At 55.0% G+C, this 22961-nt stretch carries 23 protein-coding genes and 2 tRNA genes; 17 read left to right on the forward strand and 8 right to left on the reverse strand.

The annotated features are described in order from the left end of the window. Nucleotides 1–60 precede the first annotated feature (60 nt). The 5 genes from QBD29_RS10690 (at nucleotide 61) to aat (ending at nucleotide 4712) form a co-directional block, all read left to right on the forward strand. On the forward strand, nucleotides 61–1341 hold the full coding sequence (locus QBD29_RS10690; protein ID WP_280098083.1) for a M48 family metalloprotease: 1281 nt from the start codon (nucleotides 61–63) through the stop codon (nucleotides 1339–1341). A gap of 10 nt (nucleotides 1342–1351) precedes the next feature. After that, complete coding sequence (locus tag QBD29_RS10695; RefSeq protein ID WP_280098084.1) at nucleotides 1352–2101, forward strand: DsbA family protein; 750 nt, start codon at nucleotides 1352–1354, stop codon at nucleotides 2099–2101. Nucleotides 2102–2213: 112 nt separating this feature from the next. Beyond that, nucleotides 2214–2720 carry an acetyl-CoA carboxylase biotin carboxyl carrier protein gene (accB, locus tag QBD29_RS10700; RefSeq protein ID WP_280098085.1) on the forward strand — a complete coding sequence of 169 codons (507 nt, stop codon included), beginning with the start codon at nucleotides 2214–2216 and terminating at the stop codon, nucleotides 2718–2720. A gap of 15 nt (nucleotides 2721–2735) precedes the next feature. Then, nucleotides 2736–4085 carry an acetyl-CoA carboxylase biotin carboxylase subunit gene (gene accC / locus QBD29_RS10705; protein WP_280098086.1) on the forward strand — a complete coding sequence of 450 codons (1350 nt, stop codon included), beginning with the start codon at nucleotides 2736–2738 and terminating at the stop codon, nucleotides 4083–4085. 3 nt (nucleotides 4086–4088) lie between these two features. Next, on the forward strand, nucleotides 4089–4712 hold the full coding sequence (gene aat / locus QBD29_RS10710) for a leucyl/phenylalanyl-tRNA--protein transferase (RefSeq protein ID WP_280098087.1): 624 nt from the start codon (nucleotides 4089–4091) through the stop codon (nucleotides 4710–4712). 72 nt (nucleotides 4713–4784) lie between these two features. Here the strand turns inward: aat and QBD29_RS10715 are convergent, their stop codons facing one another. From QBD29_RS10715 to QBD29_RS10725, 3 genes are read right to left on the reverse strand one after another with little or no spacing between them, the layout of a single operon-like run. Beyond that, the gene (locus tag QBD29_RS10715) at nucleotides 4785–5156 is read right to left on the reverse strand and encodes a DUF2155 domain-containing protein (RefSeq protein ID WP_280098088.1); all 372 of its coding nucleotides are present in this window, start codon (nucleotides 5154–5156) and stop codon (nucleotides 4785–4787) included. After that, on the reverse strand, nucleotides 5153–5599 hold the full coding sequence (mlaD, locus tag QBD29_RS10720; protein WP_280098089.1) for an outer membrane lipid asymmetry maintenance protein MlaD: 447 nt from the start codon (nucleotides 5597–5599) through the stop codon (nucleotides 5153–5155). Before mlaD ends, QBD29_RS10715 begins: the two co-directional genes overlap by 4 nt. Before the next feature lie 32 nt (nucleotides 5600–5631). Continuing rightward, nucleotides 5632–6009, reverse strand: coding sequence for an NADH:ubiquinone oxidoreductase subunit NDUFA12 (locus tag QBD29_RS10725; protein ID WP_280098090.1), 378 nt, complete (start codon nucleotides 6007–6009; stop codon nucleotides 5632–5634). Nucleotides 6010–6196: 187 nt separating this feature from the next. On the opposite strand from QBD29_RS10725, the gene QBD29_RS10730 reads away from it, so the two are divergent. Next, nucleotides 6197–6853: a YdcF family protein gene (locus tag QBD29_RS10730; RefSeq protein ID WP_280098091.1), complete on the forward strand. Its 657-nt coding sequence runs from the start codon at nucleotides 6197–6199 to the stop codon at nucleotides 6851–6853. Nucleotides 6854–7133: 280 nt separating this feature from the next. On the opposite strand, the gene QBD29_RS10735 is transcribed toward QBD29_RS10730, so the two are convergent. Both QBD29_RS10735 and QBD29_RS10740 read right to left on the reverse strand, forming a co-directional pair. Further along, nucleotides 7134–8930, reverse strand: coding sequence for an ABC transporter transmembrane domain-containing protein (locus tag QBD29_RS10735; protein WP_280098092.1), 1797 nt, complete (start codon nucleotides 8928–8930; stop codon nucleotides 7134–7136). A 63-nt stretch (nucleotides 8931–8993) separates the two neighbouring features. Next, nucleotides 8994–9067, reverse strand: a tRNA-Gly gene (locus tag QBD29_RS10740). A gap of 193 nt (nucleotides 9068–9260) precedes the next feature. Here QBD29_RS10740 and QBD29_RS10745 point away from each other — a divergent pair. From QBD29_RS10745 to QBD29_RS10755, 3 genes are all read left to right on the forward strand, one after another. Further along, nucleotides 9261–10118 carry a fumarylacetoacetate hydrolase family protein gene (locus tag QBD29_RS10745; protein WP_280098093.1) on the forward strand — a complete coding sequence of 286 codons (858 nt, stop codon included), beginning with the start codon at nucleotides 9261–9263 and terminating at the stop codon, nucleotides 10116–10118. A gap of 118 nt (nucleotides 10119–10236) precedes the next feature. Continuing rightward, nucleotides 10237–10986 carry a glutaredoxin gene (locus QBD29_RS10750; RefSeq protein WP_280098094.1) on the forward strand — a complete coding sequence of 250 codons (750 nt, stop codon included), beginning with the start codon at nucleotides 10237–10239 and terminating at the stop codon, nucleotides 10984–10986. Between the two features lie 59 nt (nucleotides 10987–11045). Beyond that, the gene (locus QBD29_RS10755) at nucleotides 11046–11489 is read left to right on the forward strand and encodes a cytochrome c (RefSeq protein ID WP_280098095.1); all 444 of its coding nucleotides are present in this window, start codon (nucleotides 11046–11048) and stop codon (nucleotides 11487–11489) included. A 44-nt stretch (nucleotides 11490–11533) separates the two neighbouring features. On the opposite strand, the gene QBD29_RS10760 is transcribed toward QBD29_RS10755, so the two are convergent. Next, a tRNA-Tyr gene (locus tag QBD29_RS10760) sits at nucleotides 11534–11617 on the reverse strand. A 248-nt stretch (nucleotides 11618–11865) separates the two neighbouring features. Between QBD29_RS10760 and rlmB the strand changes: the two genes are divergently transcribed. The 3 genes from rlmB (at nucleotide 11866) to QBD29_RS10775 (ending at nucleotide 14123) form a co-directional block, all read left to right on the forward strand. Then, nucleotides 11866–12657 carry a 23S rRNA (guanosine(2251)-2'-O)-methyltransferase RlmB gene (rlmB, locus tag QBD29_RS10765; RefSeq protein ID WP_280098096.1) on the forward strand — a complete coding sequence of 264 codons (792 nt, stop codon included), beginning with the start codon at nucleotides 11866–11868 and terminating at the stop codon, nucleotides 12655–12657. A gap of 87 nt (nucleotides 12658–12744) precedes the next feature. After that, nucleotides 12745–13200 (forward strand): YHS domain-containing (seleno)protein, encoded by a 456-nt coding sequence (locus QBD29_RS10770; protein ID WP_280098097.1) that lies wholly within the window; start codon nucleotides 12745–12747, stop codon nucleotides 13198–13200. Nucleotides 13201–13550: 350 nt separating this feature from the next. Further along, nucleotides 13551–14123 (forward strand): PA14 domain-containing protein, encoded by a 573-nt coding sequence (locus QBD29_RS10775; protein ID WP_280098098.1) that lies wholly within the window; start codon nucleotides 13551–13553, stop codon nucleotides 14121–14123. 61 nt (nucleotides 14124–14184) lie between these two features. On the opposite strand, the gene QBD29_RS10780 is transcribed toward QBD29_RS10775, so the two are convergent. Next, a complete protein-coding gene (locus QBD29_RS10780; RefSeq protein WP_280098099.1) occupies nucleotides 14185–14775 on the reverse strand; it encodes a dimethylsulfonioproprionate lyase family protein in 591 nt (196 codons plus the stop codon). A 141-nt stretch (nucleotides 14776–14916) separates the two neighbouring features. On the opposite strand from QBD29_RS10780, the gene QBD29_RS10785 reads away from it, so the two are divergent. From QBD29_RS10785 to QBD29_RS10795, 3 genes are all read left to right on the forward strand, one after another. Then, nucleotides 14917–15390 carry a CoA-binding protein gene (locus tag QBD29_RS10785; protein WP_280098100.1) on the forward strand — a complete coding sequence of 158 codons (474 nt, stop codon included), beginning with the start codon at nucleotides 14917–14919 and terminating at the stop codon, nucleotides 15388–15390. 54 nt (nucleotides 15391–15444) lie between these two features. Beyond that, entirely contained in the window at nucleotides 15445–16737 is a 1293-nt protein-coding gene (locus QBD29_RS10790; RefSeq protein WP_280098101.1) for an O-acetylhomoserine aminocarboxypropyltransferase/cysteine synthase, read from the forward strand. A 268-nt stretch (nucleotides 16738–17005) separates the two neighbouring features. After that, nucleotides 17006–19630: a hypothetical protein gene (locus QBD29_RS10795; RefSeq protein WP_280098102.1), complete on the forward strand. Its 2625-nt coding sequence runs from the start codon at nucleotides 17006–17008 to the stop codon at nucleotides 19628–19630. 13 nt (nucleotides 19631–19643) lie between these two features. On the opposite strand, the gene mgtE is transcribed toward QBD29_RS10795, so the two are convergent. Beyond that, nucleotides 19644–21041, reverse strand: a complete 1398-nt coding sequence (mgtE, locus tag QBD29_RS10800; protein ID WP_280098103.1) for a magnesium transporter — start codon at nucleotides 21039–21041, stop codon at nucleotides 19644–19646. Nucleotides 21042–21182: 141 nt separating this feature from the next. Between mgtE and QBD29_RS10805 the strand changes: the two genes are divergently transcribed. Continuing rightward, nucleotides 21183–22571 carry a tetratricopeptide repeat protein gene (locus QBD29_RS10805; protein WP_280098104.1) on the forward strand — a complete coding sequence of 463 codons (1389 nt, stop codon included), beginning with the start codon at nucleotides 21183–21185 and terminating at the stop codon, nucleotides 22569–22571. After that, entirely contained in the window at nucleotides 22564–22953 is a 390-nt protein-coding gene (locus QBD29_RS10810; RefSeq protein WP_280098105.1) for a DUF6165 family protein, read from the forward strand. Before QBD29_RS10805 ends, QBD29_RS10810 begins: the two co-directional genes overlap by 8 nt. The last annotated feature ends 8 nt before the right edge of the window (nucleotides 22954–22961 follow it).

Below are 22961 nucleotides of genomic sequence, written 5' to 3' on the forward strand. Positions count from 1 at the left end.
CCCCACCTTCTCAGACGTCTTTTTTTGTGTGCTTTGGTCTTTGTTCAGGCACAATGGGCCGTGGCACAGGGGCTGGTTCGGGACGCTGAAATCGAACGAACGTTGAAAATGGTGCTGCAACCTTTGCAAAAATCCGCTGGCATCGGCGGCAGCCGCGTTGACCTCTTCATCGTAAATGACCGCTCCCTCAACGCTTTTGTGGCGGGGGGCAATAACATCTTCCTCAACACGGGTCTTATTCGCCAGATGAAGAATAAAGAGATGTTACAAGCGGTGATGGCGCACGAACTCGCCCACATCACCCAAGGTCATCAGGCCGCACGCGCTGCCAACCTTGCTTCTGCCCGCACCGCTGCGGGCATCGGCTTGGCCGTTGGCGTGGCTGTTGCGGCAGCCTCTAAATCGTCCAAAGCAGGGGTTGGCACAATTGCAGCCCTACAAGAATCCGTGCGCCGATCCGTTTTCGCTCATTCCCGCTCCCAAGAAAGCGCCGCAGATCGCGCCTCCATCCGTTACCTCAAAGGCGCAGGCGTCTCCCCGCAGGCGTCCGTTGACGTTCTGAGCATCTTTAAGGGCCAAGAAGCGCTGACGATCAACCGCCAAGACCCGTATGTTTTGACCCACCCGCTGACCTCAGACCGCATCAACCGCATGAAAGCGGCAGCCAGTACCTATAAACCCGGTCCATCAAAACAGCCTCCCAATATTGATTACTGGTACGCCCGCATGATCGTTAAATTCAACGGCTTCATCGGCAACCCAAGCTATAACCTGCGCCGTATCAAACGGTCTGACAAAGGCGAGCTTGAAACCTTAGCCCGCGCCATTGCCTATCACCGCCAACCCAAACCCGCCAAAGCACGGCGTGAAATTGATCGTCTGATCAAAATGCGGCCCAAAGACCCCTTTTATCACGAACTGCGCGGGCAAATCTTGCTCGAAAGCGGTAACGCCAAAGCGGCCGTCAGCAGTTATCGTCGCGCCGCCAACCTCGCTCCGAAAGAATCCCTTATTCTTGGGGGATTAGGCCACGCCATGCTCGCCAAAAACTCTGGCGCGTCCGTCAAAGAAGCTCTCAAAGTCTTACGCACCGCCTATGCCCGTGATCCACGCGACAGTTTGGTTTTGCGCAATCTTGCGCTCGCTCACGCCCGATCTGGTCAACCAGGCCAAGCATCGGTTGTGACCGCTGAAAGATACGCGCTACAGTCCAACTTCAGACAAGCAGCGATTCACGCCAAACGCGCCCAAGGCCTTTTGCCTCGCGGCTCTGTTGGCTGGCTCAAAGCGGAAGATATCATCGCCATCGCGCGCAAAGTGACACCAAAAAAGAAAAGATGATTGGAAGACAATGAACCTTTTAAAAACCACCGCTTTACTGGCTGCACTGGCGCTTCCCGCTTCTGCGGCTGACCTTGAAAACATGACAGACGCGGAACGGGCCGCCTTTCGCGCCGAAGTGCGCGCCTATCTGCTTGAAAACCCCGAAGTGATCCTAGAAGCCGTGCAAAACATGCGCGAACGCGATGCACAAGAAGCTGAAAAACAAGATCAGGTCTTGCTGTCTCAACTGTCAAAAGAGATTTTCGAAGACGGCGTGTCCTTTGTTGGTGGCAACCCAGACGGGGACATTACCATCGTTGAATTCTTGGATTACCGCTGCGGTTATTGCAAACGCGCCCACACCGAAGTGGCGCAATTGCTCAAAGATGACGGCAACATTCGCTGGGTCGTAAAAGAATTCCCAATTCTCGGCCCAGACAGCGACTTCGCGTCTAAAGTGGCCATCGCAACACTCAATCACTACGGCGACGATGCGTATTACCGTTTGCACAATGCGCTGATGGAATTCAAAGGCCCCGTAAACGACAAAACCATCGAACGCATCGCCAAAGATGCCGACGTCGATTTGGACCCGATCCGCGAATTGATCAACAGCGCCGCCGTGTCCGAACACATCACCCGCATGCACACGCTTGGCCAACAGCTTAACGTCACGGGCACGCCAGCATTTGTGATCGAAAACACCATTTTGCGCGGCTATCTTCCCCTTGCAGACATGAAAGACATCGTCGCCGAGGTTCGCGCTAACGCTGGGTAACAGGCCCTGATGAAAATGGTGCGCTATTTGCTTTCCCAGCGCACCAAAACATCCTATAACACCGCTCAGGTCTGCATCAGAGACAGACACGAAACAGGTTAAGGACCCCTTGATGTCAAAAAAACACCAAGACGCCGATGTCTCCTTTATTGAGGCACTCTCCGAACTCGTAAAAGCAAATGACTTGGCCGAAATCCAAGTGAAACGCGATTACGACGATAATTCATCGTTGAACGTGCGCGTGACCCGCTATGCGGCCACAACCGCCGCCGTTGCAGCGCCTGTGCAAATGGCCGCCGCGCCTGCACCTGCCGCAGCTCCCGTAGCCGCACCCGCCGCTGCTGAGGCCGCGCCAGCTGCCCCTTCAGGGGACCCAGCAAACGATCCAAACGCGGTTACATCTCCAATGGTTGGCACAGTCTATCTGCAACCAGAACCGGGTGCGGACAGCTTTATTTCCGTGGGTGCATCCGTGAAAGAAGGCCAAACCCTTCTGATCGTTGAAGCCATGAAAACGATGAACCAAATCCCAGCGCCGCGTTCAGGCACAGTCAAACGCATCCTTGTCGATGACGGCAGCGCAGTCGAATTCGGCTCTCCGCTTGTAATCCTCGAATAACCAAAGGCCGCACAGATGTTTTCCAAAGTCCTCATTGCAAACCGAGGCGAGATTGCGCTGCGCGTGATCCGTGCCTGTAATGAACTCGGCATTCAAACCGTTGCGGTGCATTCCACCGCTGACAGCGATGCAATGCACGTGCGCATGGCGGATGAAAGCATCTGCATCGGCCCCCCTGCAGGTGCGCAATCCTACCTGAATATTCCAGCCATCATTTCCGCCTGTGAAATCACAGGGGCGGAAGCGGTGCATCCTGGCTACGGCTTTTTGTCGGAAAATGCTCAATTTGTGCAGGTTCTCGAAGACCACGACATCAAATTTATCGGCCCAACAGCGGAACACATCCGCATTATGGGCGATAAAATCACCGCCAAAGAAACCATGCGCAAACTCGGCGTGCCCTGTGTGCCGGGATCCGATGGTGGCGTGCCAACCCTCGAAGAGGCTTATAAAATTTCAGACGACATGGGCTTCCCTGTGATTGTCAAAGCCACCGCAGGGGGCGGCGGGCGCGGCATGAAACTGGCCGAAACCCGTGAAGACCTCGAAGACGCGTTCTTTGGCGCGCGCTCTGAAGCCAAAGCTGCCTTTGGCAACGACGAAGTTTACATTGAAAAATACCTCACCCTGCCGCGCCACATCGAAGTCCAAGTTTTTGGCGACGGTCGCGGCAAAGCGGTGCATTTGGGCGAGCGGGATTGTTCCTTGCAACGTCGCCACCAAAAAGTGTTTGAAGAGGCCCCGGGCCCCTGCATCACAGATGAAATGCGCGCGCGCATCGGCAAAACCTGTGCGGATGCTGTGGCAGACATCAACTATGCGGGTGCTGGCACAATCGAATTCCTCTATGAAAACGACGAATTCTATTTCATCGAAATGAACACCCGTTTGCAGGTGGAACACCCCGTAACCGAAGCCATCTTTGGCGTGGACCTCGTGAAACAGCAAATCCGCGTGGCAGCAGGCGAAGAGATGTGGTTCAAACAGGAAAACCTGTCGATCAAAGGCCACGCAATCGAAGTACGGATCAACGCCGAAAAACTGCCAAACTTCACACCCTGCCCTGGCACGATCACGCAATACCATGCGCCTGGCGGCCTTGGGGTGCGTATGGACAGCGCCCTTTACGCGGGCTATTCGATTCCCCCCTATTACGACAGCCTCATCGGCAAATTGATCGTCACAGGCACCAACCGCGATGCGGCCCTTGCTCGCCTGAAACGCGCTCTTGGGGAATTGGTCATCGAAGGCGTGGATACAACAATTCCACTGTTCCACGCATTGCTCGAAGAAAAAGCCGTTCAAACAGGGGATTACGATATCCACTGGCTTGAAAAATGGCTCGACGCACAGGGTGCCGCTTAACCCTTGAGCGACATCACCCCAGAACTGCTGTTGCAAGCCTATGCCAATGGGGTGTTTCCCATGGCCGACAGTGCTGACAGCGATGAAATCTATTGGGTTGATCCCACGGACCGTGGGATCTTCCCGATCAATGGGTTCCACATATCCCGATCTTTGCGCCGTGCCCTTCGGCGCGATGACTACAGCATTCATGTTGATGCAAATTTTGGCCAAACAGTCATGAATTGCGCCAAACGCGATGAAACATGGATCAACGCAGAAATCTTCGCCCTCTACAATCAGCTCCACGGCCTTGGCTTTGCCCATTCGGTTGAGGTTTGGCGTGCAGATCAAATGATTGGCGGTGTTTACGGTGTGGCTCTTGGCTCTGCGTTCTTTGGCGAAAGCATGTTTTCAGCCGCCACCAACGGCTCTAAAATCGCCTTGGCCTACCTCACCCATCGCCTCGCCGCGGGTGGGTTCCAACTGTTTGATACACAATTTATAACCCCGCATCTGGCTTCCCTTGGCGCCATTGAAATCCCCCGCGCCGCCTACCACGATATGCTGTTTCCCGCTGTCACCGCAGAGGCAAATTTCACCGATCCAATAACACCAAGCCCCGCGATCCTGATCGCCCAAACCTAGCTTTTTGTTTTGAAAAAATTCTCGGGTGAAGGGCCAAAGGCCAGAAGGGCAAAGCCCCTAACACTGTGCGACCTATTCGTTCACCATGCAGCGCAGCACCCACACATCATACCGCGGGTGTTCCAACGCAGATAACGCAGGGGATGACGCAATCATCCACCCCTCAAACGCGGGCAGCGTTTCGCGCACATCACGGATCACCAAATACGCAAAAGCATCCGCCGAAATATTGCCTGCGGGATAACGACATTCTTTGACCGACACCATTAAGCGTTCGTAAACCGTCGTGTCCCCTACGGGCAGATCAATGTCTTCTACCAAACCTGTGATGGTATCGAGCGCACGCAACTGCACCACATCCCCTTGTTTGGTTTTCACATTGCTCTGCGCCATCGCCACAGCGGGCAGAACCAGCGCAAAACATACCAGAACAAAACGGATCATTCGGACGTGCCGCTCACAAATTTCAGCAGCAGCGAAATCAAACTCACCGCCCCTTGCGTATCGAGCAATTCGCCCCCGTCTTCCAATTCAAAATCAGAGCCACCTGGCACAATTTCCACAAAATTCCCGCCAAGCAATCCCTCTGATGCAATCACAACCGAACTGTCATCGGGCAATTTGATGTTCTTGTTCACGGACAAATCGGTTTCTGCGCGAAACGTAGTCGGGTTCAACTCCAACCCCGTCACGGACCCGATTTTGACCCCAGCCAAACGCACATCTGTGCCAAGCGATACACCTTCAACGGATCGAAACGATGCTTTAACGATATAGCTGTCCGTCGGGCCAGAAACCCCTGCGGTGCTGCCCGCATAAATCAGGAACCCCGCCGCAGCCGCCAATACGACCGCACCAATTGTTGTCTCTGCTGCACTGTTTGCCATGTGATGGCCCCCTTGCGTTCAGATGTGGCGGCCTATTCGGGCGACCACGCCTCATAATCGCTCCGCGCCACAGGCTTTTCCACCCGCAAACTGCCGGCAGGGGCATAGGCCATCGCCGTCCCAGTCAGGTTTTCTTGGTGATCTTTTTCCCATGCCTTGCGCGGCAGTGGCGCTTCGGTTGGCGGGTCTTGATAGGTTTGATGCAACCAGCCGTGCCATTCAGGGGACACGCGGCTCGCTTCGGCTTCGCCGTTGTAAATCACCCAGCGGCGCGATCCATCGCGGTTTTGAAAGAATCGGTTCCCATCTCCATCTTCGCCGACCTTCACACCGTTGCGCCATGACCAGAACTGTGTGTTCAACGTCTGCCCGTCCCACCAGGTAAATATCCGCAAAATCGCTTTCAGCATGGCATCACTCTCTCGTTTACGCCTGTATTTCCAAATGTTTGGGCGGTTTGTCGCCAATTCAAACACTCTTGCGTTTCTGTGGTCAAACCGCGCCCAAACGCGCCTTGTCTGACTTCGCCTTATATGGCCTATTCCGCGCACGGGGTCCAGCCTTGGCACTGGATTTCAAGCCAACCGAGGGGTCCTGATGCCGCTTTTTCGAGTCTTGCGTACATTCCTGTCTTGGATGGTGATGATTTATCTTGTCACTGTGATGGGCGTTGCGGGCTATGCCACGCTGCAACCCTTCTGGGAACCCACTGATATCAAAGCAGATTTGATCGTTGTGCTGGGCGGCGGCATGTCCCCGCGCGGATCACTGCACACCTCTTCCACGGTGCGGGTGGACAAAGGCACCGCCCTGTTCAAAGCAGGCGTTGCCCCGCGCATTCACTTCACAGGGGGGCTTGCCTCTCCCAATGCCCCGTCTGCGGGGCAGGTTATGGCAGAACGCGCCATCAAACGCGGCGTGCCCCAATCCGCCACCAGCTTTGAAGGCAAATCCTACTCCACCTTACAAAACGCTTTGTTTTCCAAACCTGATTGGCAAGACGCAGATCACATTGTCCTCGTCACCGAAGGCTTTCACCTACCCCGCAGCTGGGCCACATTCAAAGCCTTTGGCGGCAAAGACATCACCCTTGTCCATGCCCGCCGCTTTCGCGGGAATCGCGTTATGGCAGGCGTGAAAATGACCCTACGCGAAGCCCTGGCCGTTTGGTTTAACGCGGGTCGGTTTCTGGTTTGGAAGGCGGCCGCCTATACCGATATGCCCCAAGACGACCGTGATGCCCTGTTGTACTGATCTTCACAGTTAAAGCGTTTTGCGAAAAACCTGAGACATCAGCCTTGCGCGAAAGGCGTTCCATTGCAGTTACGTGCAGGTCTTTCAACGACCACCAAGTGAGTCAGGTTAAACGCGAAACGCTCTCAAACAAAAAGACACCGTCACCTAGAAGCTTCATAAATGACGCTTTTTTAGACGCGTCATATATGACGCTTCTGATATGACGCTTCATAAATGCAGGGTCTAAATTAACCCCGCATTAACCATGCTCATTGATTTCAAACAGAAAAACCTGCGATCAGCCCAGCGATCCATCGGTGAATTGCAATTTTGCCAGCCGCGCATAAAGCCCGCCTTCAGCCACCAGCGCATCATGCGTGCCCTGTGCCACGATGGCCCCGCCATCCAGTACCACAATCCGATCCGCCTGTTTCACCGTCGCCAATCGGTGCGCCACAACCAATGTTGTTCGATCCTGCGACAACTGATCAAACGCCGCCTGCACCAATCGTTCGCTTTCTGCATCCAATGCTGATGTTGCCTCATCCAGCAACAAAACAGCGGCATCGCGTAAAATGGCCCGCGCAATAGCAATCCGCTGTTTCTGGCCCCCAGATAACATTACACCACGTTCCCCAACGAAACTGTCATACCCATCTGGCAGCGCCGATAAAAACTCATCCGCTGCCGCCGCTTTGGCTGCGGTAATCACCTCCGCATCCGTGGCATCAGGGCGTCCAAACCGAATGTTTTCCATTGCAGATGTGGCAAAGATAACAGGGTCTTGCGGCACATAGGCGATGTGTTTTCGAAACGCTTCGCGCCGCACCTGCGCAATATCCATCCCATCAATGGTCACACGCCCCGTGCTGGGATCAAAGAACCGCAACAACAACTGGAACACCGTGGATTTCCCGGCCCCAGACGGCCCCACCAACGCCACGGTTTCTCCTGCCTTGATATCAAGGGTAAAACGCTCTAACGCGGCCGCATTCGGGCGCGATGGGTATTGAAACGTCACGCCATCAAAACTCACATCCCCGCGCACAGGTTCGGCTAAATCACGGGCCGTCTCTGCATCAACCACCGGATCTTTGGCCGACAGCAATTCCACCAACCGTTCCGTTGCCCCAGCGGCCCGTTGCAATTCCGACCAAATTTCCGATAGCGCGGCCACCGATCCTGCCACCAGAATCGCATAAATCAAAAACTGCACCAAAGCGCCGGGTGAAATCACTTCATTGCGCACATCCCGCGCACCCAGCCACAAAACCCCCACAATCCCTGTAAAGATCAGGAAAATCACAATCACAGTCATCCAGGCCCGTGCGCCAATCCTTTGACGTGCCGCGTCAAACGCTTGTTCTGTCAACGTTCCAAACCGCGCGCGGCTGATGGCCTCATGGGTAAACGCTTGCACGGTCTGGCTCGCCAAAAGGGTCTCACTCGCATTACCAGAACTTTCGGCGATTTTATCCTGATTTTCACGGCTCAGGGTGCGAACCCGCCGCCCCAACACCAGAATCGGCACCAGAACCAGCGGCACAATCAACAAAACCGCCCCCGTCAGCTTGGCCGATGTGAACAACATCAACACCAACCCACCAAAGAATATCAGCACATTACGCAGGGCCACCGATACTGACGACCCGATCACAGACAGGATCAACGTTGTATCCGTTGTAATGCGGCTCAACACTTCGCCCGTCATCACACGATCAAAAAACGCGGGGCTCATGCCGATCATTTTGTTGTAAACCGCCATGCGAATATCGGCCACAACCCGTTCGCCCAACCGCGTTACAAAATAATATCGGAACCCCGTCCCCACGGCCAGCAAGGCCGCAACCCCAATGGCCGCCCCGAAATACTGGTCCATCTGCCCAGTGGTTCCTGCAGAAAACCCATCCACCACGCGGCGCACGGCCAGCGGCAAAATCAACGACAATCCCGCCGTCACCACCAACGCCAGCAGCGCGCACACAATCATTAAAGTGTAGGGTTTCAAATACGGCGCAAGCCCGCGCAACGGTCCAACCGTCTTGGACTTCTCCCGCATCAACGGGTCTGCATCTATGCCTTGATCTTGCGCCATGGTGCCTTTGCCTGTCACAGTTGCAGGCCGAAACCAAACCGATCCGACGGCTGCATGGTCTTTTGGAGCGGGTAGCGGGAATCGAACCCGCACCTTAAGCTTGGAAGGCTCTTATGATACCATTTCACCATACCCGCACCGAAGTTTTTTCGATGTATTTTAATGGGGCGAAATGGTCAAGGCACAGAATACACTCTGTTGCTCTGCTTTTGCACAAAGCCAAAATGATCACTCGCAGATTGGTTTTGCTTTTGCACGAAACAAAAGTTGCTATCCCCAGCAAAATGGGGCCTATTCGGGCAAATAAGAAATGACTTAAGAGGATACCCCATGCGATACTTGGTCGGGGAACATAACGACGCAGCTTCTGTTTTTTTGGTCACTGGCGACACCGCCGTCAATCTGACTGAACTGTCACCCGAAATTGGCACCGATCTGATGGGCCTGATCAACACGCCAGGTGCGCTGGAACCTCTGAAATCTGAAATCGCGAACGCCCCCCAAATCGCCGTATCCGATATCGTGCCCGCCCTTCCTGTGGAACGTCCGGGCAAAACCATTTGTCTGGGGCTGAACTATGTGGATCACGTCAAAGAAGGCGGCTATGAAATCCCCACCTACCCTGCCCTGTTTATGCGCGGTCGTAACTCTCTTATGCCTGCGGGGGCACCCATGGTACGCCCAACCGCATCAGAAAAGCTCGATTACGAAGTGGAACTGATGGTGATTATCGGCATTGGCGGACGTCACATCAAACCTGAAAACGCCTATAACCACGTCTTTGGCTATACCTTGTTCAACGATGGTTCAGTGCGCGATTATCAGCGCAAAACCCACCAATGGACCCCAGGCAAAAACTTTGACAACACCGGCGCAGTTGGCCCCATCGTTGTCACACCAGATGAATTGCCAGACGGCTGCGCTGGCCTCAAAATTCAAAGCCGCATCGGAACCGATGTCATGCAATCTGCCAACACATCCGAAATGATGTGGCCAGTGGATAAAACCATCGCAACAATTTCCGAATTTGCCACGCTTGAACCAGGCGACATGATCGCCATGGGCACTCCACCTGGTGTCGGCCATGCCCGCACACCGCCGCGATTCTTAAAACCCGGTGATGTGATTTCCGTCGAAATCGAAGGCATTGGCGTTTGTTCAAATCCGGTTGTGGACGAAACGCCTTAGGCACAGCACAACTGCTCTGTCACATCTCTTGACCTTCCAGTTACTGGAAGGCCTATGCTTGTCAGAATCGTGCCGCACAACCGCGCACCCAGACTGACAAACCAAAAGATGTGATTCCATGCCCAAAGACGCCGACAACACAGCCATTCTTTATCGCATGGTCATGACAGACCACATGTGCCCCTACGGGCTGAAATCAAAGGACCTGTTGGAACGCCAAGGTTTTACCGTCGAAGACCGCCATCTCACAACACGTGACGCGGTCGACGCCTTCAAGGCGGAACACAACGTCAAAACCACGCCGCAAACCTTTATCGACGGCACGCGCATCGGCGGCTTTGATGACCTCAGCGCCCATTTCGGCAAATCGGTCAAATCCGAATCCACAACCACTTACAAACCCGTCATCGCCCTTTTTTCAGTCGCGGCTCTTCTCGCCATCGCGCTCACATGGGTTGCCCTTGGAACGGCCTTCACAGGGCGCACGATTGAATGGTTCATCGCTATCTCCATGGTTTTGCTCGGTCTACAAAAACTCCAAGACGTGGAAAAATTCGCCACCATGTTCCTAAACTACGACCTTCTGGCGCAACGCTGGGTCCGCTACGGCTATGTCTATCCGTTCGTTGAAACGGGCGCGGGCCTATTGATGGTCGCTGGCGCTTTCACTTGGCTCTCGGCCCCTGCCGCCCTGATCGTCGCCACCATCGGTGCAATCAGCGTGTTCAAAGCGGTCTACATCGACAAACGCGACCTAAAATGCGCCTGTGTCGGCGGTGACAGCAAGGTCCCCCTTGGCTTTGTCTCGCTTACCGAAAACCTGATGATGATCGGCATGGCCCTGTGGATGCTGCTTAAACTGGTCTAAATCCGCGAAGTTATCGCAGGCCCAGCCTTCCCTAAAAAACAAAAAGGATCACAACGATCATGCACCGACCCTCCTTTGCCTTTGGCGCAGTTTTTACCTGCTGTCTGTATGCGACACATGCGCTCGCTGATCATGAGTGGAACAATCGCGATGTGAACGCAGGCCAACAGCTTTATGCAGAAAACTGTGCCTCCTGCCATGGCGTCAACCTCGAAGGGCAGCAAAACTGGCAAACCCCAAACCAAGACGGCGTGCTGCCCGCACCTCCCCATGACCAAAGCGGGCACACGTGGCACCACGACAATAAACTGTTGTTTGATTACACAAAACTCGGCGGCCGCGATGCACTCGCACTGCGTGGGCTTTCCGATTTCAACAGCGGCATGCAAGGGTTCGGGGACACACTGTCAGATGCAGAAATCTGGGACATCCTCGCGTACATCCGATCCACATGGCCGAAACAAATACGCACAATCCAAGACAGCCAAAATCCAGCGCACTAGCCCAAGGTATGCGCTTCGATACTAATCTTATATTGTGAAATTTATGGTGGGCGACCCTGGAATCGAACCAAGCATGAGTCACCTCGGCGGAGTTACAGTCCGCTGCCGCACCTTGCAGCCCGTCGCCCAACATGGTGGCGGAATAGCCGCCTCATTCGCCCCCGTCAACATGAAATTCCACCCCTTTTGAAATCTACGCCCCCTTGCAGCAAGTCCGCGCATCTGCGACACGGGGATTGCGCGATAAAAAGGTCTGTTAAAACGTTTTGCGGTAAACCTGAAACATCAGCCTTTTGCGAAACGCTACACGGATCAGCATGGTACATACCTCACCATCACCACCAAGTGATCGAGGCTCAACGCGAAAGGCTCTATAATGGCGAAAAAGGGCAAAAAACCCACATGGGTTGTTGAAAAAGAACGGGAAAAACGCGGCAGCGAACCGCAAACTGTTTGGCTGTTTGGCCATCATGCCGTGCGCGACGCCCTGCAAAACCCTGCCCGTGAAAAGCTGCGCTTAATCTTAACGCCCAATGCAGCCACGAAACTTGATGACGCGGTCAAAACGTCGGGCATGACACCCGAAATCCAAGATCCGCGCAAATTCAAAGCACCACTGGATCCACAATCCGTTCACCAAGGGGCCGCGCTCGAGGTTGCACCGCTCAATTGGGGCAGCCTGTCCGAACGCTGCGCGCCACGGGGCGAAAATCCTGTGGTTCTGCTGCTTGATCGCGTCACCGACCCCCACAATGTTGGCGCGATTCTGCGCTCTGCCGAAGTATTCGGCGCGCGGGCCGTCATCGCGCCCCACCGTCACTCTGCCCCGGAAACAGGCGCATTGGCCAAAACCGCCTCTGGTGCGCTCGAACGACAGCCCTATTTGCGAATCCAAAATCTCGCCACATCCATGAAGGCGCTCAAGGAAATGGGCTACTTCATTATTGGCCTTGATGGGCTGGGTGAAACAATTCTGGCCGATGAATTGGCAAAATCTGCAACACAACCTGTTGCGCTTGTGATGGGCGCCGAAGGACCGGGCTTACGGCAACTAACCCGCGAAACCTGTGATATCGTTGCGAAAATTCGTTTTGCGGGCGACTTTGGCTCGCTCAATGTGTCCAACGCAGCCGCCGTTGGCCTGTACGAAGCGTCACGACTTCGGTAACCCAATCTCACATCCGCGCGAGCCCCGCTATCGCGCTCGATTGTTCCCTGATACCACTGGTCTCAACACGAAATCAGGAGATTACTCATGAACCTTACACGACGCACTGCACTTCTGGCTGGCGCAGCCGCCCTTATGGTCCCAGCCGTGGCAAACGCCCGCGCGAAACCCGTTTACACCGAAGGCAAAATCGCCATCGACGGTACAGATGCGGTGGCCTACTTCACCGAAAGCAAACCTGTTGCTGGCTCCAAAAGCCACTCTTTGAAATACAAAGGCTCCACTTGGTTGTTCTCAAGCGCTGAAAACAAAGCCAAATTTGAAGCAGACCCAGAAGCCTACGCGCCACAATACGGCGGCTACTGTGCCTACGCGATGGCGCGCGGTGCGGTTGCTCCAACAGTGCCCGAAGCATGGCGCATCGTGGATGGCAAACTTTACCTGAACTTCTCCAAGGCGATTCAGAAAAAGTGGCAGAAAGACATTCCAGGTGAGATCAGCAAAGCTGATGCCAACTGGCCGTATACTTTGGATGATTTTTAATCCATCCACGCCCTGAACAGGCGCAAAGTTAAAGCCACCCTTTCGACAAGCCGCAGCGTTCCCCCGTTTGGCTGAGGTCTCGAAAGGGTGGCTTTTTGCATGTCCGCCTGTTCACAAATATATTACCGCCCCTTAACTTTCGCGTTTTCCCACCTACATGACATTGCAGAGGCAGATCGATTAGGAACGTCCTGCTTCAGACTACTGTCCCTCGTTCCACACCTTGCGCCTGATGCACTCGCCTCAGACGCTTTTTTATGGGCAACACGCCCATTCCTTAAAATTATGGCCCTTGTCCCCACGCCCTGCATGGCTACACTCGCATCTGGAACCTTGGGAGGAAGACCAAAATGAACATGAAACACCTTACAGCAATGGCCGCAACACTGGCGCTTTTTGCTGGCGCAGTGGATGCCAAACCGCTGAAACTGAAACTCGCCAACCCGCAACCAAGCTCTGTGTCAGCCGGCCTCGCCGTCGATTACGCCTACCCCAAAGACGTGAAATCTCTGCGCGACGCTTACGTGGCCCTTGGCGTAAAATCAGAAACAGGCACGCCGCTTGTAGGTCTCGATTACCTCAGCTCGGATGACGAGCCGATGGCCCTGACGTCAAAGAAAGAAACCAAAGTTGCCGCACGGATCAAAGGTTACATTCGCTTTGATGCGCCCGGCACGTACACACTCGAAACCTATTCCAATGACGGTCTGGATTTGTCGATTGGCGGCCAGCAAATCGCCAAAGTGGACGCAAAACGCCCCTGTGACCCCATCGGCGAAGTCGAAGTCAGCATCAAAACCGCAGGCTGGTACGAAGTCGAAGCGCTCTACTGGCAGCGCAAAGGCGGCAGTTGTCTTATCCTTGAATGGTCCCAAAACGGCGCAGAACTCGATGTGGTTCCAACCGAACTGTACGGCCACTAATTCATCACTTTAAAATCTAAAGCGCCCTTCGCACCCTGCGTGGGGCGCTTTTTTGTAGCCTCTAAACCGCCGTGCTCCACACAGGCGCCACATCGAAATCATCACGCCAGACCACATAGGTTAAAACTGGATGCTCATGGCTCGTCAGCGCATGGGGCACGTTTGCGGGATGAAACGATGTGTCCCCCGATGTTAAAACCGCCGCTTCACGCCCTTTCAAATGAAACTCCGCCTGTCCTGCGATCACCATATACAGCTCTTCTGCGGGATGATGGTGCCATGGGTAATGCAAATGCGGCGGGTGATAGACCATAAAGCTGCGCATCTTTTCACTGGCAAATGGCGCGTCCCGCCCAATGATCTCAAAACAGCCGAACCGATCCATGAATTCCGCACCGATATTCGTTTCCTTATAGGTTTCACGCCATTGCATCGCTGGGCTCACCGCCACCAACGCATCACGCAGCGCAGGACAGTTACTGTCGCCAAGCCCCTGTTCTGCAACAAACAAATCCGCAGACGGCACGGTAAACGCAGAAACAGCTTGCGGCCGAACGTCATCAGGAAAGGCACAAAACCCGCCCACTGCCTCATGGGTATTATGCAAGTGTCTCAGCTGTTCAAACAAAACATCTAGCGGCTCTTGGATCATCGCAAACTCCCTTTTTCGCCACTCCAGTCTGTCCCATCCTCTGCCGAAGTCTTGCCTTTTCCCGTCATCAGACCTGTCGCATTTCACCAAAAAACGAAATCGCTATTTCCCAGCCCGCCTGCGCCCCCTATACCCTTGCGTATGACCCAAACAGACGCCGAAATCCGCTCCATCTTACGCGATACCAAAACCATCGCTTGCATTGGCATATCCGCAAATCCCGTGCGCCCCTCCCATTTCGTGGCGCGTTACTTACACAATCGCAATTATCGCGTGATCCCCGTCAATCCGGGTCAGGCAGGCAAAACCCTGTTTGGCGAGGTCGTCCATGCAGACCTTTCCACGCTCAAAGATGCCAAAGTGGACATGATCGACATTTTCCGCCGACCCGAGGCCGTGCCAGAAATTCTCGATCAAGCACTCGAATACCTCATGCCACATCTTAAAACCGTCTGGATGCAAATCGGCGTCGAACACGAAGACGCCGCCGAACGGGCCCGCGCCCACGGCCTCAATGTGATCCAGAACAAATGTCCAAAGATCGAATACCAACGCCTGTTTGGCGAACTGCGCAAAGCAGGCTTTAACACGGGCATTATTTCTTCGCGGTTGTGAACCCTACGACAATCCGCATAAATACAGAAAAACAGAAACCCATCGGAGAGACCCATGACAGATCGTCCATCATACGGCTTTGACACCCTACAAATCCACGCAGGTGCGCGCCCTGATCCCGCAACTGGCGCACGCCAAACCCCGATCCACCAAACAACCGCTTACGTGTTTCGCGACGCGGATCACGCGGCGGCGCTGTTCAACCTCCAAGAAGTGGGATTTATCTATTCCCGCCTGACCAACCCAACCGTCGCCGTGCTACAAGAACGCATTGCAACTCTGGAAGGCGGCGTTGGTGCAGTTTGCTGTTCCTCTGGCCACGCAGCCCAGATAATGGCGCTGTTTCCGTTGATGTCCCCAGGTATGAATGTCGTAGCATCTACAAGGCTTTACGGCGGGACGCTCACCCAATTCTCACAAACAATCAAACGCTTCGGCTGGTCCGCCACATTTGTGGATATGGACGACGAAGACGCCGTCAAAGCCGCGATTGACGAAAACACCCGCGCGATTTTCTGCGAAAGCATCGCCAACCCCGGCGGCTATGTTACCGACATCCCAGCCATGGCAAAAATCGCCGATGCGGCGGGCATCCCCCTGATCGTAGATAACACATCCGCTACACCATACCTCTGTCGCCCAATTGAGATGGGCGCAACTTTGGTGGTGCATTCCACCACCAAATACCTCACAGGCTCAGGCACAGTGACAGGCGGCTGTGTGGTTGATTCAGGCCGATTTGACTGGTCCCAAAACGACAAGTTCCCGTCCTTGTCTGAACCAGAACCCGCCTACCACGGCCTAAAATTCCACGAAACCTTTGGCGAACTGGCCTTTACCTTCCACGGTATCGCCATTGGCTTGCGCGATCTTGGCATGACTATGAACCCGCAAGGGGCGCACTACACGCTTGTGGGCATGGAAACCCTGTCCTTGCGCATGGAACGCCACGTTGAAAACGCACAAAAAGTGGCTGAATGGCTCGAAAATGACCCACGCGTCGATTACGTCACTTATGCTGGCCTGAAATCCTCCCCCTACGCTGACCGTGCGAAAAAACTCTATCCACGGGGCACGGGTGCGCTGTTCACCTTCGCAGTGAAAGGCGGCTATGACGCGTGCATCAAACTGGTGGACAGCTTGGAAATCTTCAGCCACGTCGCCAACCTCGGCGATGCCCGCTCTTTGATCATCCACTCCGCATCCACCACCCACCGCCAATTGAGCGTGGAACAACAAGAAGCCGCAGGCGCAGGCCCCAGCGTCCTCCGCCTCTCCATCGGCATCGAATCCGTCGAAGACATCATCGCCGATCTGGATCAAGCCTTGGCCAAAGCGGCACACTAACCAAATACCAACGAACACGAAAAAGGGGGCCAGAAACGCCCCCTTTTTTATGCCCAAATCAAATTACATTCCCCTTGATCTACCTCAATAAGACCCCACATCTATTGAACCAGCAGACGAATACCAAACAGGCGCGAACCCCAACCACCACCAGAAACCTTCCAAATCTGGCGAAAACCCGCTACAATAGGGGTCTAACCCCTTAATTTCGTGGCAATTGTCAAAGGAATCGTATACCCGCGCAGCATGGGTAAAGAGTACACGTATCATGATCGGTGACAGCAAACCTAATTTTGCGCTCGACTTATCGAACGAAGGCGTCGCAGTTTGGCATCGCAGCAGCGGTGGCGGATGGTCTACGCTTGGCTCCGTTTCCCTCTCAGATGCTGATTTTGCGGATCAATTGGCTGCCCTGCGCGACAGCGTTGCCAAAGGAGCAGGACGCGCGCGCCGCGCCGTCATTCGCATCCCCCGCTCCGAAGTTCTACTCTCTAAGGTCCGCGTTGGCGTTTTCGAAGGCGAAGCCGCTGTCCGCCACGCACAAAAACAAATCGCCGAACTGTCCCCCCTCGACATGGCCGATATTTCCTTCGACTTGGGTGAAAAAGGCGTCAGCAACATGGCCCCTGTGGGCATTGTCGCCCGTCAAACCCTCATCGAAGCAGACGCTTTCGCTCGCTCCAACGGGTTTGAACCGCTCTATTTCACCACGCAATACGCCGAACGCGAATTCAACCGTGAACCCAAATTCGTGCTGGATCAGGCCGCTCCAGCCGCCAAACCTCTTTGGTTTGTGCCTTGGGTGGCCGCCGCCTCTGTGGGTCTGGCCGCTGGTTACTTCGGCTTTGCCTATTTCACTACACCCGACACGGAACTGCCCATCGAATCCGCTGCCGTTGTCGAACAATCCGATGAACCCGTGGCAGAGCCCGTCTCCGTGGCCGAACCTGTTGCAGAACCAATCGAGCAAGAAACACCTCGCGTCGACACAACACAACTCGGTCTGCAAGATGTGGCACCTGCCTTGCCAACCGTTGCCGCCCTTATCGAAGCACCGGCCGTCACCGAATACCCAGAAATGCGGGTCTCCTCGATCAAACTTGGCTCCAACCTCACCACGCCAGAGGTCACGCGCCTGCGCCCTGCCACCGCCGATCAGCCGACCATTTCTGTGTCTTCAAAACAGGTCAAAACCAACGATCTGCAAATCGCCGAAGCCCGCCGCGATCTGCCCAATGTGGCTGTAAACGCAGAAATCGTGACTCTACTTCAGGACGCCATGACAATCGGCCCGATGAACGCACCAGAGCAGGCGGAACCGATCCAACTTGCGTCACTGACCGATCCGTCCGAACGGCTTGATCCGGCCCTGATAAACCAACTGCCACGCGGCATCACGACAGGCACTGGCGTGGACGACGACACAACCAAACCCGCTGCACGTCCTGTGCGCCCGCCGTCCACCATCACGGCAGAACCTGGCACATTGATCCCAACGGTCGAAGGCACTCCAGGCCCTGACTACATCACCATTTTTGCGGGTCGCCCGGCAAATGAACCGCGCAATCGCGTTGACCCTCTGCCGCCTGAACTCGAACTCGCAGGCTTTCGCCCACGGTTGCGCCCGTCTGATCTGAATGTTCCTGCCGAGCTGCTCGCCGCAGCGGTTGAACCCACAGAGGACGCAGACCCAGCAGCAGAGCCAACGATCCTCGATCTGGCTGACCCCGCATTGCGCCCGCTGCGTGCCCGCTTGCGGCCTGACACATTGGTTGTGCCAGAAACAGAAACCGTCATCGCAGCAGATGAAACACCCGAAACCGTTGACGAAACGCCCAGCATTCTGGCTCTCGCTGATCCGGCCTTGCGCCCCTTACGCGCCCGTTTGCGCCCTGCTGCATTGTCAGACCGCGCTGCGGTGGTGGCCGAACAAAACGAACTGGCCGCTCTGGGTGACCCCGCCCTACGCGGCCTGCGCGCACGGATCAGACCCGCTGATCTGAACATCCCCGTCGCCGAAATTACGGCCTCCGTTGAAACCGAAACGAATGACAACGCGGCACAAACAGACAGCACCGAAATTGCCGCTTTGGTTGCATCCGCCATCGAAGAGGCCACACCAGAAACACCTGACACCACGGATGAAATTGCCGCGGCCATCGCCCAAGACACCATCGTTCAAGCGATCCAAGAAGACACCTCTGTTCTCGCGCTGGCCGACCCATCCTTGTCTGGCCTTCGCGCCCGCGTGCGCCCATCAAGCTTGCGCATCATCACCCCCGAAGAACGCACATCCTTGCTCGCTTTGGCTGATCCAACACTGGCAGGCAAACGCACCCGCGCCCGCCCCAGCAACCTGCGCATCTTACAACCGGATCCCGAGCCCGAAGTTGAACAACCCGAAGAAGCCGCCGCAGAAGAAACACCTGTCATTCGGGGCACGAAACAGGCCGTGGCCATCAGCCCAATGCCAAAGGTCCGCCCTGCCCGCCTCGCACGTGTGGTCCAACGCGTCACCCGCGAAGCGCGGCGCACAAATGCAGCCGTTCAAAATGACGGCGGCGCGTCTGGCGTGTCCACATCAGGGGGGGCCACACGGGGCACCGCAAGATTGCCAAAATCCGCTCGTGGCACGGTTAAATCCGCACCGCCAACCAGCGCAACAGTGGCCCGCGCCGCCACTGAAAAATCCCGCTTTAAAAAGTCCCGCATGAGCCTCGTTGGCATCTTTGGAGCGCCCAACAAACGCCGCGCGCTGATCCGCCTGCCTTCTGGCAAGTATGTCAAAGTACAAAACGGTGACAAAGTGGGCGGCTGGAAAGTTTCTGCCATTGGCGAAGGCAGCTTGCGCATCAAAAAAGGCAGCCGCGATCAGGTGTTGCGCATCCCTTAAACGACACGCCCGTTTACAACAGCATCAACGCCGCCAGCCCCAAAAAGGCAAAGAAACCAACCACATCCGTTACGGTGGTCACAAACGCGCCTGATGCCAGTGCGGGATCAATCTTCAGCTTGGTCAGCACAATGGGGATCAAAATCCCCGCCAGCCCAGCCACCAACAAATTCGCAATCATCGCCAGCCCCAAAACAACGCCGAGCATGGGTGACCCAAACCAGATCAACCCGACAACCCCGATGATCACCGCAAAGACCAACCCGTTCAACAGGCCCACAACCACCTCGCGGCGCACAACGCGCAACGCGTTGGCCGATGTCAAATCTTTGGTGGCCAGTGCCCGCACTGCCACTGTCAAGGTCTGCGTACCCGCATTGCCCCCCATGGACGCCACAATCGGCATCAAAACGGCCAATGCAACGATGGCTTCGATCACGCCAGAAAATTGCGCGATCACAACCGAGGCTAGCACTGAAGTTAACAGGTTAACGGCCAGCCAAGGAAACCGCTGTCGCGTGGTGTCCAGCACCGTATCCGTCAGGCTTTCATCACCAACACCCGCCAGCAGTTTCAGGTCTTCTTCCACCTCTTCATCCAGCACATCCATCGCGTCATCAATGGTAATAACGCCCACCAAACGCCCCATGTCATCCACGACGGGGGCGGAAACCATATGATACTGATTAAACGCATAGGCCACGTCTTCTTGGGTTTGCTGTGCAGGAATAATCTGGAAATTCTCATCCATAATATTGGCCAACATCACCTCTCGTGCGTTTGACATCAGCGCAGATAACGCAACCTTCCCAATGGGTTGTAGCTTTGGATCGACAATAACCACGTCATAAAACCGATCGGGCAAATCCGTGGCACTGCGCAAATAATCAATGGCATCCCCTACCGCCCAATGGGCTGGAGCCATCACCAATTCACGCTGCATCAATCGCCCAGCGGTTTCTTCTGGGTATTGCAGCGCCTGTTCAACAACCACCCGCTCTGCATCTTCCAGCGCGTCCAAAACCCGCTCTTGTTCGGGCTCTTCCAAATCCTCGATCAGGTCCACTACGTCATCGGATTCCAAATCCTTCAACGCTTCGGCCATAACCTCAACAGGCAGGTCTTCGATCACATCGACGCGCAGGTTTTCGTCCAGCTCGGACAGCACCTCACCGTCGATCTCTGTGCCCCAGAGCGACAGCAAATCATTGCGCTCAGTGCCCGAAATCTGCTCCAAAACATCGGCAATATCGGCAGAATGGAGCGGCGCGAGCAATGCCTCCAGCGCCAGCTTATCCCCTGTTTCCACCGCCCCAAGGATCGCCTCTATCGCCGCACGATCCAGCGCATAGGCCGCATCTACGCCGTCCAGATCAACAGGTCCAATTTCGGCTGCGTTCTGTTCTTGCATCTGCTGGCCTCCCCTTTGGTGGTTGAGCGGTTTTAGCGTGTCGACCACAATGCAACAACCGCAATTCCTATTGCGCAGAACGGTTTGCGTCACACCCGCTTCCCCGCTAGTGTCGGCAAAAAACCACAGAGCATCCCTTTCATGGCAGACCAATCCCCGCAACAAATGCAGTTCAAAACCCTTGCCGACGTGCGCAGCGCTGCAATTGATCATCACCACAAAAAGGATCTGAAAACCGCACGGGATCTATACCGTGTTTACCTCAGCAAAAAGCCCGATGACCCTGGCATGTGGTCCAATCTTGGCGCGCTGTTTCGTGCGGAAAAAAACTTTGATATGGCGGTCATTTGCCAACGCCGCGCCCTGACGCTTGATCCAAACGCGGCCAGCGTTTTGAACAATGCCGCCAACGCCCATTTTGATGCAGGCGAACCTCATGCCGCGCTCGAACTGCGCCGCAAAGCCATAAAGCTCAATCCTGGGGATGTGGAAAACTGGTCTACGCTTGGCAAATACCTGCGGGCAATCGGCAATTACACCGAGGCCAAAACCGAACTTGAAAAGGCTATCAAAGCCCATCCAACAAACGCGGAACTCCACATCCAATTGTCGTTCGCACTGCTGGCTCTGGGGGATTACCCCAATGGCTTTGCCGAGTTTGAATGGCGCTGGCAAGGGGATGAGATTTCACTGCCCGATTTCCCTATTCCCCAATGGAAAGGCGAAGAAATCAGCGGAAAAACCCTGCTTGTAACCCCAGAACAAGGGTTCGGCGATACCATCCTGATGGCGCGTTTCCTACGCGGCGTCGCCGATATGGGGGCCAAAGTCCGCCTCAGCGTCAAACCTCCTTTGCGCCGCGTGTTTGAAAACCTCGAAGGTGTCGATGCGTTTGCGGCCACAAATGATGATCTTTTGGCCTGTGATTATTGGTCCCCGATGATGGATTTGCCCCGTTACCTCGGCACAACCCTTGGTACGGTTCCCGCTCCAACCAAATTGACCATTCCAGCCGACAGCATCGAACGCGCCAAATCCATCGTCGCGCCCTTTGCCAAGTCCTTCAAAATCGGCGTGCTGTGGTCTGGCTCTGTCACTTACCGCGCCAATCACAAACGCTCGTTCAGTCACCGCCAGTTCCTGCAACTGGCCGATATCCCAAACGTGCAAATGTTCTCGCTCTACAAAGGCCCCCTTACAGACGCCTTTCACGCCGATGGCACCTCCTGCGTGATTGTCGATGCTGCCTCCAACGACCGCGATTTCGCCGACAGCGCCGCACTTATCAACGAACTAGACCTCGTCATCACCATGGACAGCGCCATCGCCCATGTGTCTGGCTCGCTTGACGCAAACGTGTGGAACCTCCTCCATTCCGAAGCATATTGGCTCTATGAACCCTTCCCTGACCACACCCCTTGGTATCCTTCCATGCGACTGGTAAGGCAGGATAAATCTGGCGATTGGGACACCGTGTTCCAAACGCTCCGCTCTGACATCGAACAACTGGTAGATCAAAAACATGCATGAAATCCTCACACCTATTTCCCCGGGCGAATTGCTCGACAAACTGACAATTCTAACGATTAAACTGGAAAACATCACCGACGCCACGAAACGCGCCAACGTGCAGGTGGAGCATAGTTTACTTTCTAAAGTCGCTGACGAAGGCATCCCAAAATCAGACGAAATCTCCGCCCTAAACGCATCCCTTCTGGCTGTGAACAAAGAGCTGTGGGACATCGAAGACGACATCCGCGATTGCGAACGGGCGGGAGATTTTGGCGATGAATTCATCCGCCTAGCCCGCGCCGTATACGTCACAAATGACAAACGCGCGGATTTGAAAAAACAGATCAATCTGGCGCTTGGGTCTGAAATCGTTGAAGAAAAATCCTACGCTGATTACTGATTTTCAAA

Origin of the sequence: Amylibacter sp. IMCC11727 (assembly GCF_029854195.1) — a bacterium.
Classification (GTDB): Bacteria; Pseudomonadota; Alphaproteobacteria; order Rhodobacterales; family Rhodobacteraceae; genus Amylibacter.

What these genes read in the sequence shown, in the direction of transcription:
- QBD29_RS10695 (WP_280098084.1), top strand. Translation starts at nt 1,352, where the DNA reads ATGAACCTTTTAAAAACCACCGCTTTACTGGCTGCACTGGCGCTTCCC.
- accB (WP_280098085.1), top strand. Translation starts at nt 2,214, where the DNA reads ATGTCAAAAAAACACCAAGACGCCGATGTCTCCTTTATTGAGGCACTC.
- accC (WP_280098086.1), top strand. Translation starts at nt 2,736, where the DNA reads ATGTTTTCCAAAGTCCTCATTGCAAACCGAGGCGAGATTGCGCTGCGC.
- QBD29_RS10715 (WP_280098088.1), bottom strand. Translation starts at nt 5,156, where the DNA reads ATGATCCGTTTTGTTCTGGTATGTTTTGCGCTGGTTCTGCCCGCTGTG.
- mlaD (WP_280098089.1), bottom strand. Translation starts at nt 5,599, where the DNA reads ATGGCAAACAGTGCAGCAGAGACAACAATTGGTGCGGTCGTATTGGCG.
- QBD29_RS10725 (WP_280098090.1), bottom strand. Translation starts at nt 6,009, where the DNA reads ATGCTGAAAGCGATTTTGCGGATATTTACCTGGTGGGACGGGCAGACG.
- QBD29_RS10730 (WP_280098091.1), top strand. Translation starts at nt 6,197, where the DNA reads ATGCCGCTTTTTCGAGTCTTGCGTACATTCCTGTCTTGGATGGTGATG.
- QBD29_RS10735 (WP_280098092.1), bottom strand. Translation starts at nt 8,930, where the DNA reads ATGGCGCAAGATCAAGGCATAGATGCAGACCCGTTGATGCGGGAGAAG.
- QBD29_RS10745 (WP_280098093.1), top strand. Translation starts at nt 9,261, where the DNA reads ATGCGATACTTGGTCGGGGAACATAACGACGCAGCTTCTGTTTTTTTG.
- QBD29_RS10750 (WP_280098094.1), top strand. Translation starts at nt 10,237, where the DNA reads ATGCCCAAAGACGCCGACAACACAGCCATTCTTTATCGCATGGTCATG.
- QBD29_RS10755 (WP_280098095.1), top strand. Translation starts at nt 11,046, where the DNA reads ATGCACCGACCCTCCTTTGCCTTTGGCGCAGTTTTTACCTGCTGTCTG.
- rlmB (WP_280098096.1), top strand. Translation starts at nt 11,866, where the DNA reads ATGGCGAAAAAGGGCAAAAAACCCACATGGGTTGTTGAAAAAGAACGG.
- QBD29_RS10770 (WP_280098097.1), top strand. Translation starts at nt 12,745, where the DNA reads ATGAACCTTACACGACGCACTGCACTTCTGGCTGGCGCAGCCGCCCTT.
- QBD29_RS10775 (WP_280098098.1), top strand. Translation starts at nt 13,551, where the DNA reads ATGAACATGAAACACCTTACAGCAATGGCCGCAACACTGGCGCTTTTT.
- QBD29_RS10780 (WP_280098099.1), bottom strand. Translation starts at nt 14,775, where the DNA reads ATGATCCAAGAGCCGCTAGATGTTTTGTTTGAACAGCTGAGACACTTG.
- QBD29_RS10785 (WP_280098100.1), top strand. Translation starts at nt 14,917, where the DNA reads ATGACCCAAACAGACGCCGAAATCCGCTCCATCTTACGCGATACCAAA.
- QBD29_RS10790 (WP_280098101.1), top strand. Translation starts at nt 15,445, where the DNA reads ATGACAGATCGTCCATCATACGGCTTTGACACCCTACAAATCCACGCA.
- QBD29_RS10795 (WP_280098102.1), top strand. Translation starts at nt 17,006, where the DNA reads ATGATCGGTGACAGCAAACCTAATTTTGCGCTCGACTTATCGAACGAA.
- mgtE (WP_280098103.1), bottom strand. Translation starts at nt 21,041, where the DNA reads ATGCAAGAACAGAACGCAGCCGAAATTGGACCTGTTGATCTGGACGGC.
- QBD29_RS10805 (WP_280098104.1), top strand. Translation starts at nt 21,183, where the DNA reads ATGGCAGACCAATCCCCGCAACAAATGCAGTTCAAAACCCTTGCCGAC.
- QBD29_RS10810 (WP_280098105.1), top strand. Translation starts at nt 22,564, where the DNA reads ATGCATGAAATCCTCACACCTATTTCCCCGGGCGAATTGCTCGACAAA.